Below are 14,322 nucleotides of genomic sequence, written 5' to 3' on the forward strand. Positions count from 1 at the left end.
TCCACTTGGGGAAACCCCAAGACCGCACTGGCTCCCCTGCCACGCCAGATGCTCCACTTGGGGAAACCCCAAGACCGCACTGGCTCCCCTGCCCCCTCTTCTTCAATCACGCCATAACCATTCCGCCATCGACGTTGAAAACTTGCCCGGTGATGTAAGCAGCAGCGGGATCGGCGGCGAGGAAGCGCACCATACCGGCGACTTCTTCGGGTTGACCGTAGCGATTTAGAGGAATAAATTTAAGAATTTCTTCAGTATTGCTGAGTTTGCTGGTCATGTCGGTGGCGATGAAACCTGGTGCGACGGCGTTGACGGTGATGCCGCGAGATGCAAGTTCTTTGGCGACGGTTTTCGTAAAGCCGATAACGCCTGCTTTAGCGGCGCTATAGTTTGCTTGTCCGGGGTTGCCCATTTGTCCGGCAACAGAGGTAATGTTGATGATGCGCCCGGAACGTTTCTTGAGCATGATTTTACTGGCGGCGCGTGTACATAAAAATACACCCGTTAAGTTTAGGTCTATTACAGCTTGCCAGTCTTCCGGCTTCATTCGCAAAAGTAATGTGTCGCGGGTGATACCTGCGTTGTTGACTAAGATATCAATGCGATCGCATTTTTCCATGACGCTATTAAATAGTGCGTCTACTTGTTCAGCTTGGGAAACATCAGCTTGTAGTGCTAAAGCTTGACCTCCCGCTGTTGTAATTTCTTCTACTAGCGCCTCAGCAGCGCGACTAGAACTGGCATAATTGACAATTATATAAGCTCCTTGTGTTGCTAATTCGAGTGCGATCGCTCGTCCAATTCCCCGTGAAGCACCTGTTACAATTGCCACCTGTCCCCGCAAAGAACGCAAATTTTCTGGCAAAATTTCCATAAAATAGTCCTCATTTTTTGAATCTCCGCGCTAATTATCTTATGGCGATTCGTGCCTGGGACTGACAGCAAATGTAATTTAAATTCGTAGTAAGCACTTAAGTGCTTACTACAAGTTAACCAATCGGACGATTACCCGGATTGACTGCGTGAATGTACTCACTACCAGAATGGGGTCTTCCTCGTTTATAACTGGCTTCTTCTGGTTTACCCCATCCCAACTGCAAAATTATTTCCAAAAAGTTAGAATTTTCAAACACACATAAACTTGCCCATTCTGTTCTTTGAGCAATTCTCTCTACATCAGCTTTGAGAATGTTTTGGTATTGTTTGCTATTATTAAAACTCAAGTATAAATCCATTTCATCTGTTACTTCATCCCAAAAATTCAAAAGAGAACTTTTAGCATTTTTTAATATTTCCACATCGCCGGGTAAAGCAATTAATTGAGAATCTACTTCTGGATATCGCAAAATTTTAGTTTTAATAGTTACCTTGCGCCAGACAATTCCGGAAACTTCATATTTTTTTTGATAGTCGTGAATGGCGGCTTTAAAATCTTCATATGCCGTGAATTTTTGTAGCCCATCACTTTTGATAAACTGGTCAATTAAAGGATTGCCAGAGACAGTGACCTCTAACTTTAAACGCTCACCCTTGAGACAGGCTTGGCGTTCAGAACGTAAAATTTGGATTAGTTCCTCGGTAGTATAAACCTTTGACATAAGAACACACTCTATTAGTCATTGGTAATTGGGAATTGAAAATTGGGAATTGGGAATTGGTAATTGAGAATTGGGAATTGGGAATTGGGAATTGGGCAGGAGGAAGGGGAAAGGGGAAAGGGTAAGAAAAACTTCTTTTCTTCCTTTTCCCTTTACCCTTTAACCTTTGACCCAAATTAAAAAAGCCCATTACCCATTACCCATTCCCCAATCCCCAGTCCCTAGTTATTGATTTTGTGCTTATTGCCTCATTATTCCAGAAGGAATATTTAGATATTATCCCCTGATTTCAACTACTATGTCGTATCTGATTTCACAAAAAAATTAGGACAGACGAATTAAGTCTGCCCCATAAGTTATTCAGTTATTTCACTATTTAACTCGTTGAAGGAACGCCGTTTTAATTCTACTGATTTATCACGAGGTAATAAATCAAACACTTCGCGCAACCTATCGTCTATTTCTTCATACCGCACTTGACCGTTTTTATTCAAAACTACATTACCCGACTGATTAAACACCACGATTTGGGGAACAGCCCCAGAGTAGTAATAACCTGGTTCTGTGGTAGCATAAGTTTCTTTGGGTAAGATAGAATCCACACTTACAGGTATAATCTCTGCGGCGCGACCATAGAATTCTTGTATTCGTGAAACTATAAGGGCATATTGCTTGCAATCGCTGCTGTCCTCCACATAAAACGCTAATACTGCGGGTTTATGTTCTGCTAAAGTTTGTGCGAGGGTCTGTTTTGGAGGAACCAGTGAACCATTGCCAGCATAGACTACAAAAATATTGCCATCATACGTATCATTATTGATACTTGCAAATGCTGACTGAATCCCAATGATGAACAGGCAAGCTATCAGCAACAGGCATTTAGAGAAAAAATGCCACCAGGAAAAAATAATTTTGGGTGAAAAATTTAACTTTATACCAGTCATCAAAAGAAACCTTTTAACCTCAATTTTGTTCGGCTACTGCGTGAGTTTGTACTGAATAAAGCGAATTAAGCCGGATATATAATTACGCCGAAGTACCAAGTTTTAAGATAACGCTTGGAGGGGGGATGAGGGGAGAGGGGGAGGGGGGGGGAGATGGGGAGACAAGGAGACAAGGAGACAAAGGAGACAAGGAGACAAGGGAGACGAGGAGACAAACTCCCCCTGCCCCCTGCCCCCTGCCCCCTTGTCCCCTTGTGGCTATAAGCTAGTAACCGCGAGAAAATTAGGATACAGATGTGGGAAAAATTAAATTTATAGATAGACTGAGACTAGGCTTTGCGGTGTCGGTAGCGAAAAGTGTAACTTTTGGAGTGCGATCGCTTCGTCTGGGTGCTGCTAGTGTATTACCAGGCTCAATTGCTCGTCGCATTGAACCTCAATTATTGCAGTTATTGAGTCAGCAAGTTAAAAACGGTGTAATTTTAATTGCTGGTACTAACGGGAAAACTACAACATCGCTACTTTTATGTGAGATACTGCAACGTCAAGGCTACCGCGTAGCGCATAATTCTACAGGTGCAAACCTGGAAAATGGCTTGATGACGGCGTTGATGGAAAACTCCAACTTGCTAGGTAAGCTGGATGTTGATTACGCCATTTTAGAAGTGGATGAGAATATTGTGCCTCTTGTTTTGGCACCAATTCAACCAAAGCTGATTCTTTGTTTAAATTTGTTCCGCGACCAACTTGACAGATATGGGGAAGTTGATACTATTAGTAAGCGTTGGACGAAAGCGATCGCTACTTTACCTTCTCAAACTATCGTCGTCGCTAACGCTGACGATCCAACCATCTGTTATCTTGGTCAGCAATTATCTCAGCAAAAAGTCTCATTCTTCGGTTTGAATGAACCAGAAAACTATCTCGAAGCAATTCCCCATGCTGTTGATTCTATTTATTGTCCCAAATGCGGACATGCTTTAAACTACAAAGGAGTTTATTTATCCCATATGGGTGAATATTCCTGTCCTAGTTGCGGCTTTAGTAGAAGTCAACCGACGCTTGATAGCAGCGAATGGCAGCAAATTCTCGTCGGGTTGTATAACAAATATAATACTCTAGCTGCTGCTACTGCGGCTAAAGAATTAGGTGTTGATGAAGTAATTATCCGCGATGCAATTCCTAATTTTCAAGCTGCTTTTGGTCGTGCCGAAGAATTAAAAATTAATGGCAAAAATGTCAGAATTCTGTTATCAAAAAATCCTGTAGGCACAAATGAAACTATTAGAGTAGTAACTCAAAGCAGTGATACAACAACTTTGCTGGTGTTGAATGATAAAATTCAAGATGGCGAAGATGTTTCTTGGATTTGGGATGTCGATACAGAGAAATTGGTAGAACGTGGAGGTACTTTGGTAGTTAGTGGCGATCGCGCTTATGATATGGCGTTGCGTCTTCGCTACAGCGAATCTTCTCCCCAAAGCAATTTTAATCTGATTGTGCAAGAAAATTTGCGTCAAGCTATCAATACTGCTTTAGAACGCACGCCACTTAACGAAACTTTACATATCTTACCTACTTATACAGCCATGCTAGATGTGCGAGAAGCATTGACGGGTAGGAAGATTAGATAATTTGGTAATGGGTAATGGGTAATGGGTAATGGGTAATGGGTAATGGGTAATAACTTTTCTCATTCCCAGTTTTCTATTAGCAATTACCAATTCCCTATTACCAATTCCCTATTACCAATTCCCCATTACCCAATTATTGCAACTTCACAGCTGCACGTTGTAAAGGTAGAACTTCTTCCAAAGTTAATTCGTGGTCGGTTGTCAAGTGACTGTTACAACAAATTGTGCTGAAAAATACTTGCTGACCAACTACTTGCGAAAAATGCTTTTCTAGTAGTAAACGCGATGTAATATCTCCTAATAAGTCGGAAAGGTCTTTTGTGAGTTGGTCTCTATCATCGCGGTGAACCATTCTAAATTTGAAAGGTTTTTCACCTACCAAATTTCTAATATCGGAGTCAAACTTGTCATATGTGCCTTGAACATACGCAAAAGATACTTCCTCTAAAAATTTCCAAGCTTCGGGAAATATTTCCCTAATTTTTTCGAGATGGTTCTCAGTTTGGTAGACCAAAGTAGCCGTTTTACAATCCATATGGTAATTTTGACGGTGTTTAAATCAACCGAATGCACCCTGTAATCTTACGGCTTAATGCCCATAATTCTACCAATAATGTTATATATTTTCAAATTTAAAAACGACACGTTGTCAAACTAGAAAAACTGTGACTTCAAATACAAAAATAAATTAAAAAGTAAGTATTTTAAATGTGAATTTATTCGGCAACAGTTCAATCAAAATAAAATTTACACCAACCGATTTACCTGATGATGGCAATTTTTTTAGTAGCAAATACACCATTGAGGACAAATTCACGATATGCTTACCCAAACCGAAATTACTTCACCATCTCGCTTATATGCACCGGATTAGCCGACCATAGTTAGAAAAAGAAAGTTATGAATTATTAGTTAAGAGAGGATTTATGAGTTTTGAATTAACAATAGGTTGGTTATATCCGACGTTGATGAGTACTTATGGCGATCGCGGTAACGTTATCACCATACAACGCCGCGCCCAATGGCGGGGATATAATGTGAGGGTCTTACCCCTGGATCAGAACGCTACCGCAGATGATATAAAGTCTGTAGATTTGATTGTTGGTGGTGGCGCACAAGACCGTCAGCAAGAAATTGTCATGCGCGATTTGCAAGGTGCGAAAGCGGGCGCAATGCGCGAGAAAATCGAAAATGGTACTCCGGGAGTGTTTACTTGTGGTTCACCGCAATTGTTGGGACATTATTATGAACCAGGTTTGGGACAGCGGATTGAAGGTTTGAGAATACTTGATTTAGTTTCGGTACATCCTGGTGAAAATACTAAGCGCTGTATTGGGAACTTGGTGATAGAAGTTACAGCAAATCGTTTGGCGCGGGATTTGGAAGAGATGACGGGTGGTAAAGCCTATTTAGTTGGCTTTGAAAATCACGGCGGACGCACTAAGCTGGGTAAGGTGGAAGCTTTGGGAAAAGTAGTGTACGGTTTGGGTAATAATGGTGAAGATGGGACAGAAGGAGCATTTTATCAAAATGCGATCGCCACTTATTCCCACGGTCCCTTGTTACCAAAAAATCCCTTTGTCGCAGATTGGTTAATTCAAACAGCGTTGCGGCTAAAATATCAACAACCGATTTCTTTGAAGCCTTTAGATGATACTTTGGCAATGCAAGCGCGAGAAGCAATGTTTAAGCGGTTGAAAGTCAATCCACAAACGAACGCACTACAACACTAAATGAAATACGCACAGGAGTATTTCTCTGCGTCCCTCTGCGATAACCTTTGCGTCTCTGGTGCGTTTAATTCCTAACTTTCCTAAGCACGCCAATGGTAACGTGGTATCCAGCCAAGAATTTGTTGTGCTTGAGTAGTATCGATAAGTGCTTTATAAGGGGCACGATCAAATTCTAAACCTCCTCGCCAACTAACGCCAGGTAATAGAGAACTTGCTAATTCCCGGCTTGTTTTCTGTGCCGATGAAATGTCATCAGCGCACAGTAACAGTGCAACATGTCCAGGATTGGGACATTTTAGCGCACATATTGTAGCGTTTGCCAAGTCGCGGACATCGATAAATGCCCCGTACTCCCAAAACGGCTTCCACTCAAATTCTGGTTCAGCTTGACGACGCGATCGAATATACTTGTAAACGTCTTCGTTGAATACACCTGGCGGTCTAAGGCAGATCGTTGATATACCAGTACTATTGGTAAATAATCGGCACATTTCTTCAGCAAGATATTTTGAAATGCCGTAAGTAGTCTTCGGATAACAGGGGTGGTTATCGTCAAGTGGGAGATAGTCTGGGGTTCTCTCACCCTTAAAAATGCCTAAAACGTCAACGCTGCTAAAGAAGATGATACGCTTAACTTTTGCCTCGGCTGCTGCCAAAAGTACGTGCCAAGTACCAAGAAGATTAGTGTCCATGATATCTTCAGCAGTCTCATCGCTGTAACCCAGCAAAGCTGCAAGATGCACAATGAAATCACATCCACTTGCTGCATCGCGCACTGAATCTAAGTTGCGGATATCGTCACCATTTGCTAAGTCAAAGCCAATCACCTCAAATCCTTCACTTTTTAAGGTGGCTTCTATAACTGAACCAATCATGCCTTGATTTCCGGTGACTAACACTTTCATGAGTTAGAATTTCTAGGGATAACTTATTATCCTAATCAAGGGCGATCGCTGCTGATAACTCATTCGACTAAAGTGTTAGCATCCAGATAAAGTAACTAAGTAATCAAGTAATGACTGTGGCAAAGCCTCAAGCCAAACCAAAGCGCAAAGTACTGCTGTACCCTGGCGAAGACGGCTATTTTGTTGTCGAAGTGCCGAGTTTACCCGGTTGCATTAGCCAGGGAAAAACTCGTCAAGAGGCTGTGGCAAACATCTGTGAAGCGATTACTCTTTACATTGAAGTTCTTCAAGATCGAGGTGAACCCGTACCCGACGATACAGTTGAGATCGTACTGGTATGAGTAAATTGCCTGTTATTTCAGGTGCAGAGTGTGTCAAAGCACTGAAAAAAATCGGCTTTGTTGTAGATCGTCAGCGTGGGAGTCACATCATTTTAGTTCGTGAAGAACAGTACAACGACCATTGCACTTGTAGCTGAGATTAAACCGTGTTACAGAACAATAGGGCGATTCATTTGTTTAATAATAGGAGAAAATGCACTTCTTTGCGATGTGGAGTTTAAACCATGCCTTGTGATGAAGCTACCCAGCCTAAACCACTAACACCTACCGACGCTACTAAACAAAGCCAACATCGAATTCTCTCTAGGCAAGAAATAAATGTTTTGAACGAACGGTCTAACTATTTAGGCATGGTACAACTTGGTGTGCATCTGGCAATTACTGGATGCAGTGGCTATTTATATGCCTCGAATTTTGGTAATTGGTGGGTGGCAATACCAGCACTTTTCATCTATGGGTTTAGTATTGCTGCAATGTTTGCACCAATGCATGAAGCCGTTCACAGAACAGCTTTTGCCAACAATCGCTTGAATGATATTGTCGGTTGGTTTGCCGGACTGCTTTCGTATTACAACAGTACTTATTTTCGTTACTTTCACAAGTGGCATCATCTTTATAGCCGCATTCCGGGTAAAGACCCAGAACTAACCGAAATAACGCCGAAAAATTGGGCTGAATACCTACTGGTGATAAGTGGCTTGCCTTGGTGGTATGCTCATATTAACGGACATTTTCGGGTTGCATTCGGTTTACTTGACGATTGTCCGTTTATTCCTTTATCGGCGCGATCGCAAGTTATTCGCTCAACTCGTTTGCACTTAGGTGTTTATGCAGGAGCGATCGCAGTTTCTCTAATATGCGGTCAACCTTGGTTTTTCCTTTATTGGCTACTGCCGCTGATGGTTGGTCAGCCAATTCTGCGCTTCATTTTACTGGCAGAGCATACAGGTTGTACTTTAGACAATAATCTTACCACAAATACACGCACAACGCTGACACTTCTACCTGTGCGCTTGCTCATGTGGAATATGCCATTTCATGCCGAGCATCATTTATACCCGTCACTCCCTTTCCACGCACTGCCTAAAGCCCATCAACAGTTGAGTTCACACTTTACCCACGTCGATCCGGGATACATCAAAGTCAACCGCGATATTATAGGTAAATTGGGACAATTAGAGCCATGACGACTCTTGGTTGTCTAAGGTTAGAGAACTTTCAGCTACAGTGTGGCGCGGTTCTAAGAGAAGCGCAACTAGTGTACCAAACCTACGGCGAACTTGCGAGCGATCGCAGCAATGCCATCCTCTACCCAACTTCTTACGGAGCGCAACATTACGATATTGACTGGCTAATTCGTCCCGATAGTATTCTTGACCCCAGTCGCTGGTTCATTATCATTCCCAATATGTTTGGTAATGGACTGTCAAGTTCGCCCAGCAACTGCAAAGACTGTGAACTAAGCGAACAAGGCTTTTGGTTTAGTCATGTAGATAATGTTCGCGCTCAAGAACAACTGTTGCGGGAAGTATTTGGAATTGAACGTTTAGCGCTGATTTATGGCTGGTCAATGGGCGCACAGCAGGCGTATCACTGGGGGGCATTGAGGAGCGATCGCGTCGCGAGGATTGCCGCGCTGTGCGGCACGGCTCGTACCACTGATCACAATCGTATTTTTCTCCTAAGTCTGCGAACAGCACTGACAGCAGACCCCGCTTGGAATGGCTTCTTCTTTGAAGCTGTCCCAGAGCGTGGATTGAAAGCTTTTGCGCGGATTTATGCGAGTTGGGCTGCTTCCCAAGCGTTTTACCGCGAGGGCATTTACTACCAACTCGGTTATACATCCTTGTCAGACTACTTGCTGCGCGGATGGGAATCCAACTACAAAAAGCGAGACCCGCACAATTTGCTGGCAATGATTGATACCTGGCTGCACTGTGATATTAGCGATAACTCTATTTATCAAGATGATTATAGAGGCGCTCTAGCTGCAATTTCCGCGAAGACCTTGGTAATGCCTGCTACCACAGATTTATATTTTCCGCCAGAAGATTGTGCTGCCGAGGCTGCTTTGATTCCTAAGGCAAAGTATCTGCCGATTCCTTCAATCTGGGGACACAAAGCAGGGAACCCCTACGAAAATCCGGAAGATGAAGTTTTCATCCGCACTGCGATTCGAGAATTACTGGAAGATTGAAACTAAGGATTGTGTAGGTTTGAATTGGATGGGATGAGAATCCCTGGTTATTATATACTATCTAGTTGGTTATTGTGTACAATTATGACCAACCGACTTTCTGAAATTGCCCGCTCCAAGGGTATCCGTTATTTTCTAATTTCGTTCACCGATTTGTTCGGGGTGCAGCGGTCAAAACTTGTGCCTGCCGAAAGCATTGATGCTATGGCAGCCAATGGTGCAGGATTTGCCGGATTTGCAACTTGGCTAGATATGACCCCAGCCGATCCGGATATCTTAGCAATACCCGATTCTGCTAGTTTGTTTCAATTACCCTGGCAGCCGGATGTTGCTTGGATGCCTGCGGATCTCTATACTATGAACAGTCAACCTGTGGAGCAGGCTCCCAGGCTCGTACTCAAGCGCGTTCTCAACCAAGCCAAAAAACTGGGTTATAGCATCCGCACGGGAGTGGAGTGTGAGTATTTTCTGCTTTCACCAGATGGGAATAGTATTTGGGACCTGCGCGATCGCTCTTCTAAACCCTGCTACGATCAACAAGCCTTGATGCGCGGCTATGAGCTAATTCGGGAAATCTGTAATGGTATGTTAACACTCGATTGGGGCGCTTACCAAAACGACCATGAGGACGCAAACGGTCAGTTTGAGATGAATTGGATGTACGCAGATGCCCTCGTCACCGCAGATCGTCATGCTTTCTTCAAATATATGGTGAAAGCGATCGCCGAAAAGCATGGGTTGCGTGCTACCTTTATGCCCAAACCTTTTCCTCATTTGACTGGTAATGGCTGCCACACTCACCTCTCTGTCTGGGACACAGCTCTTAGCACAAATCTCTTCCGCGACGAGCAGGGAGAATTAGGACTTTCACCTCTAGCTTACCAGTTCATTGCGGGCGTGTTGCATTCTGCCGAGGCACTGTGTGCTTTTTCAAATCCCACTGTCAATTCCTACAAACGAATCAACGCTCCCGTTACAACTTCAGGGGCAACTTGGGCACCCAGTACTATTACTTATAGCGGCAATAACCGCACTCACGCAATCCGCATTCCTGATGTTGACCGCTTCGAGTTTCGTCTCGCTGATGGTGCGGCTAATCCCTACCTACTACCAGCAGCACTCATCGCTGCGGGACTCGATGGAATTGCTAACAAGCGCGATCCAGGACCCCGTTATGACAACAACAGCTATACAGATCCACTTCCAAGCGATCGCGTAAAACAGTTACCGTCAAATTTATTGGATGCTTTACGCAGCTTAAAAGCAAACACAGTTCTACCCCAAGCTTTGGGAGAGCGCTTTGTGGCAGCTTATTTAAAATTGAAACATCAGGAGTGGAATAACTACAGTAGTTGCATCACCCCTTGGGAATTGGAAAATACTTTAGATTGCTAGCAACTAACGCTTATGTAAGAACAAAGCAGCGCTCTTGAAAAGCCCACAACAAGCGCTTCAGGTATTGGAACAATTGGGTGCTAAATGCACCAATAAACTTTTCTAGCGGATCGTCTTAATTCTCGCAATTAATGGTTAAGCTTCTAGAATTAGGCGATCGCACTCTACAAAATCTCAGCTTATCTGAAAAAACTACGTTGCGTCGGCTGATTCACCCGATGCTACCGCTGCAAACTTCACCTTGTTGTACACATGGATAAGAGAAATTTCAAATTGTACAGATGCTAAAGCGATCGCTTCATCTTCAACGTCATATTCACGAAATGACCAACGCTTATTCGCTGTCTTAGAAAACTGTTCTACATAAATTTTAGTTTGGTCAATCAACAAATATTCTTCAAAAGAAGGTATCGTGCGGTAAAACTCAAACTTTCCTTTTTTGTCATACCCCTGAGTTGAATCTGACAGCACCTCTATAATTACTCTCGGATTTGTAATCGTATCTGTACGGTTATTAAAATACTCTAGTTCTCCCGCGACTATCATCACATTAGGATAAGTGTAGATGCGTCTAGAAGGTATCCACAGACGCACATCACTCATAAAAACTTCGTAGTCCTGGGTTTTGAAAGCAGAATTTAGCTCAGTACTGAAGTTCAGTGCTATTTGATTATGATTGGTAGATCCACCTGCCATAGGAATAATTTCACCATCGATGTATTCGCTTTTGTAGTCAGCAGCGTCTTCTCGTGCTAAATATTCCTCTGGCGAATAGTATTGCTTTTCAGTAACTTGCATGATATATAAGCCCCAAAAGCGTTTAATTCTGGCTTGCTTAAAATCCTAACTTGAAAATAGAAGGCTTAGGATTGGGGACTAGGAGATAGGGAAACTCTCGTACAGACGTGGGAGTGTGGAACGTCTCTACCGCGCTTGCTCGTACAGACGTTCCGGTGGAACGTCTCTACAACTCGTAACTCAAACTTAATATTACCCTTCACCTTTAACTTGTAAAAGCGATCGCCAATCTTGGATAGCCTTCTCTGTCCACAGCCAATTATTACCTAATTTATTTGGTAAAAAATTTACCGGGTCATCTTTTACCACCAATTGTCGCAGCTTGACGGCTTCAGTCATATATTGCGATCGCTTATTCTCTGGCTGATTATGTGCAGATTTATACAAACCTAAAGCTAATCCGGCATAGGAAGTCAAAGCCTCCGGTGTCGCTACCCGCGGAGTTGCTGCTGTTGGCGTATAACCAGAGGGATTTTGCTGTTTGAGAGCCAAATTCAAGGCTTTGAACCAAGAATCATTAGCTTTATTCATATTGCCTTCTGCGTAGTAAGCAAATCCTAAAGCGTTTGTATACAAAAGCGAGTCTGGTTTGGCTTTCACAGCAGTTTCCCAATAACGGCGGGCATCATCAACGCTGTATTTTTTGTCACCAGTTTGCATAGCTTGCCACGCTACTCGTCCTTTAAGAAAATTAACTGCCGGATCGTTAGCTTGCGATGACGGAATCAAATCGAGGGCAGCTTGTGCAGCCAAAAGTGCATTCCGCGCTGGGCTGAGTAGTTCTTCGACAGCTTGTAGCCCACCTTGCAAGTCACCCTGAACTAATTTCTGAGTAGCGGTAGCGGTGACGATTCCTGTGGGAGATGTCTTTAAGTCGATTTCTGGGGTATTATTTGGAATTGGTTGAGACTGGTTTGGAATTTCTGGTAGCTCGGAAAAGTTGGGAAATTGTCGTTGCCACAACGAACTTAAACCGATCGCTAGTGCGATCGCACCAACTCCCGCAACGCCAGCAATCGCCCACAATCGGCGTGTTGCCCGACGTGTAGCTGGTGTTTCCACTTTTTGGCGAGCTGAAGAAGGCGGGTTATTTGCATTATCCCAATCTCCCCACATCGGAGTTTCGCTATTTAGACTCATATCTCCAGGAATCGGTCTTCCCAAGATATTATCTTCTTGAGGCTTTGGTATCAATTCGGCAGTGACATAAGGTTGCTCGTTTGCTGCGTTTTGATTATCAATTTGCCGAAACAAATCAGAAACGATCGCCGAATCTTCTTCATAGCTTGAGTCATCATACTCAATTTCATCAACCAAATCGCCCCAAGTATCTTCACCTAGCCAGTCCAAGCCAGAAGGTATCATATCCTCCATTGGTAAAGGCATGGACATATCAACAGCACTACCAGAGTAGATTGAAGTTCCCATCAACCGAGAATTGTACTCACCAAAGGACTCGACATTTTCGCCTAAAGTAATTTCCGGTGTTAAATTACCGTTAAATTTCGGATCGAGATATAAAATTGGTAATGCCCAGTACATCTGAAGAGAACCATAAGCAGAAATTAAGCCTTGGCGCACTCGACTGACGCACAAATCTACAGGATATCCCTGACTCAAGTTGCGGTAAAATAATTGTGTCAGTGTCAGCGCTACTTCATCGGGAATGCGTTCTGACATTGCCAAAACGCTTCTGATACCGCGTTTCACCAAGCTTTCTGCTAAGTTGCGTTCCCCCGTATCAGCAGCCGGATCGGAGGTAGCAGTGTATGCCCCCAAACACGAGTTAAACACTGCCATTTGAATGTTATTGTTAACTAGCAAGCCTGCCAAATCGTCGCCGCTGAGAGTTTCTGTTAAACCAGTTCTGTTATTTACAAGATAAATTTCGCCGCCGTTGGGTCCTAAGTTACTATGACCGGAGTAGTGAAGAACGTGATATCGTCCTTGTTCTAAAGCTTGCGTTAATTCTTCGCGCCCTGGTTGCTCTAATAGGGTAAGTTCGATTTCTGGGAGATAATTGCCAGTTTCCGAAAAGCGTGGTGACTGACGGTGAAGTTCAGCTTGCAGTTTGACTGCTTCTAGTTTGAGTAAATCCAGACGAACTAAATCTGTAGGAGAAGCGATCGCCATTAATACTTTGATACCACCTTCTTCTAAAGGTGTTGGTATATTTGTTGATAGCAGGCGAGATGGCAGATGAATTCCGGTTTGAAACCGAGAAAAAGCAATATAAGGTCCTGTTGCCAAAGGGCGATCGCCTGCGTGCATCACTTCCCAAGGCAAACGCGCTAATCTGATATCTTTTAGTCCTAACCGCAGGCGCAATACCTCTTGCTGATGCTGGGCAATACCCTGCGCCGTAATCCAACTATCTCTGAGAGTGCCTTGAAACAGTGCGTTATAAAATTGTTGACCCAAAGCCACCAAGTTGACATTAAGAGCGATCGCATCTCCTTGCAACACCGACTTCAACGGATCATTCATCAAATGCCCCGCAGCCGTCAACCAATCAGCTACAGGCCAAGTTACTAATTCTTCTGCCAATGGCACCCCAGGCGCGACTTGTTCCGTCCGCACCAAGTAGTCATTTTGCCCTACTGGGGTTACGGAAATATGAAATTCCTGGGTCACAACTTCTCCTGTTTGCCTCCTAAATCTGGTTTGAAACGCTGTTCATTTTCACGCTCTTTTGTTTCGCTTCTTCTGATACCTTAGATGCATCTTGACACTCAATGTTTCTGATTTAAGTTGTTTTGCACCTGCTCCCCTGTTTA

The 14,322-nt window shown here is 43.5% G+C and carries 14 protein-coding genes; 7 read left to right on the plus strand and 7 right to left on the minus strand.

Annotation, left to right across the window (positions count from 1 at the left end):
• Positions 1 to 106: 106 nt before the first annotated feature.
• From fabG to PI95_RS17750, 3 genes are all read right to left on the minus strand, one after another.
• Positions 107 to 874 carry a 3-oxoacyl-[acyl-carrier-protein] reductase gene (gene fabG / locus PI95_RS17740; RefSeq protein ID WP_039737324.1) on the minus strand — a complete coding sequence of 256 codons (768 nt, stop codon included), beginning with the start codon at positions 872 to 874 and terminating at the stop codon, positions 107 to 109.
• 115 nt (positions 875 to 989) lie between these two features.
• Positions 990 to 1,598 carry a hypothetical protein gene (locus tag PI95_RS17745; protein ID WP_039737325.1) on the minus strand — a complete coding sequence of 203 codons (609 nt, stop codon included), beginning with the start codon at positions 1,596 to 1,598 and terminating at the stop codon, positions 990 to 992.
• A gap of 356 nt (positions 1,599 to 1,954) precedes the next feature.
• On the minus strand, positions 1,955 to 2,542 hold the full coding sequence (locus tag PI95_RS17750; RefSeq protein WP_039737326.1) for a thylakoid membrane photosystem I accumulation factor: 588 nt from the start codon (positions 2,540 to 2,542) through the stop codon (positions 1,955 to 1,957).
• A gap of 296 nt (positions 2,543 to 2,838) precedes the next feature.
• Between PI95_RS17750 and PI95_RS17755 the strand changes: the two genes are divergently transcribed.
• Positions 2,839 to 4,176 (plus strand): MurT ligase domain-containing protein, encoded by a 1,338-nt coding sequence (locus PI95_RS17755; protein WP_039737327.1) that lies wholly within the window; start codon positions 2,839 to 2,841, stop codon positions 4,174 to 4,176.
• 133 nt (positions 4,177 to 4,309) lie between these two features.
• Here the strand turns inward: PI95_RS17755 and PI95_RS17760 are convergent, their stop codons facing one another.
• A complete protein-coding gene (locus tag PI95_RS17760) occupies positions 4,310 to 4,711 on the minus strand; it encodes a hypothetical protein (RefSeq protein WP_039737328.1) in 402 nt (133 codons plus the stop codon).
• A gap of 391 nt (positions 4,712 to 5,102) precedes the next feature.
• Between PI95_RS17760 and PI95_RS17765 the strand changes: the two genes are divergently transcribed.
• Entirely contained in the window at positions 5,103 to 5,909 is an 807-nt protein-coding gene (locus PI95_RS17765; RefSeq protein ID WP_039737329.1) for a type 1 glutamine amidotransferase, read from the plus strand.
• 80 nt (positions 5,910 to 5,989) lie between these two features.
• Here the strand turns inward: PI95_RS17765 and PI95_RS17770 are convergent, their stop codons facing one another.
• Positions 5,990 to 6,814 (minus strand): NAD-dependent epimerase/dehydratase family protein, encoded by an 825-nt coding sequence (locus tag PI95_RS17770; RefSeq protein WP_039737330.1) that lies wholly within the window; start codon positions 6,812 to 6,814, stop codon positions 5,990 to 5,992.
• Positions 6,815 to 6,924: 110 nt separating this feature from the next.
• Here PI95_RS17770 and PI95_RS17775 point away from each other — a divergent pair, with 110 nt between their 5' ends.
• The 5 genes from PI95_RS17775 (at position 6,925) to glnT (ending at position 10,747) form a co-directional block, all read left to right on the plus strand.
• Complete coding sequence (locus PI95_RS17775; RefSeq protein ID WP_039737331.1) at positions 6,925 to 7,155, plus strand: type II toxin-antitoxin system HicB family antitoxin; 231 nt, start codon at positions 6,925 to 6,927, stop codon at positions 7,153 to 7,155.
• A complete protein-coding gene (locus PI95_RS17780) occupies positions 7,152 to 7,292 on the plus strand; it encodes a type II toxin-antitoxin system HicA family toxin (RefSeq protein WP_163518977.1) in 141 nt (46 codons plus the stop codon). The genes PI95_RS17775 and PI95_RS17780 overlap by 4 nt, the downstream gene beginning before the upstream one ends.
• An 87-nt stretch (positions 7,293 to 7,379) precedes the next feature.
• Positions 7,380 to 8,342, plus strand: a complete 963-nt coding sequence (locus PI95_RS17785; RefSeq protein WP_039737332.1) for a fatty acid desaturase — start codon at positions 7,380 to 7,382, stop codon at positions 8,340 to 8,342.
• Positions 8,339 to 9,352, plus strand: a complete 1,014-nt coding sequence (locus tag PI95_RS17790) for an alpha/beta fold hydrolase (RefSeq protein ID WP_039737333.1) — start codon at positions 8,339 to 8,341, stop codon at positions 9,350 to 9,352. The genes PI95_RS17785 and PI95_RS17790 overlap by 4 nt, the downstream gene beginning before the upstream one ends.
• Positions 9,353 to 9,436: 84 nt before the next feature.
• Complete coding sequence (gene glnT, locus PI95_RS17795) at positions 9,437 to 10,747, plus strand: type III glutamate--ammonia ligase (protein WP_039737334.1); 1,311 nt, start codon at positions 9,437 to 9,439, stop codon at positions 10,745 to 10,747.
• A 192-nt stretch (positions 10,748 to 10,939) separates the two neighbouring features.
• Here glnT and PI95_RS17800 read toward each other — a convergent pair whose 3' ends face one another.
• Positions 10,940 to 11,545, minus strand: coding sequence for a Uma2 family endonuclease (locus PI95_RS17800; RefSeq protein ID WP_039737335.1), 606 nt, complete (start codon positions 11,543 to 11,545; stop codon positions 10,940 to 10,942).
• Between the two features lie 192 nt (positions 11,546 to 11,737).
• Positions 11,738 to 14,179 carry a cell division protein HetF gene (gene hetF / locus PI95_RS17805; protein WP_039737336.1) on the minus strand — a complete coding sequence of 814 codons (2,442 nt, stop codon included), beginning with the start codon at positions 14,177 to 14,179 and terminating at the stop codon, positions 11,738 to 11,740.
• Positions 14,180 to 14,322: the final 143 nt, after the last annotated feature.

Origin of the sequence: Hassallia byssoidea VB512170 (assembly GCF_000817785.2) — a bacterium.
GTDB classification, from domain to species: domain Bacteria; phylum Cyanobacteriota; class Cyanobacteriia; order Cyanobacteriales; family Nostocaceae; genus Hassallia; species Hassallia carrinoi.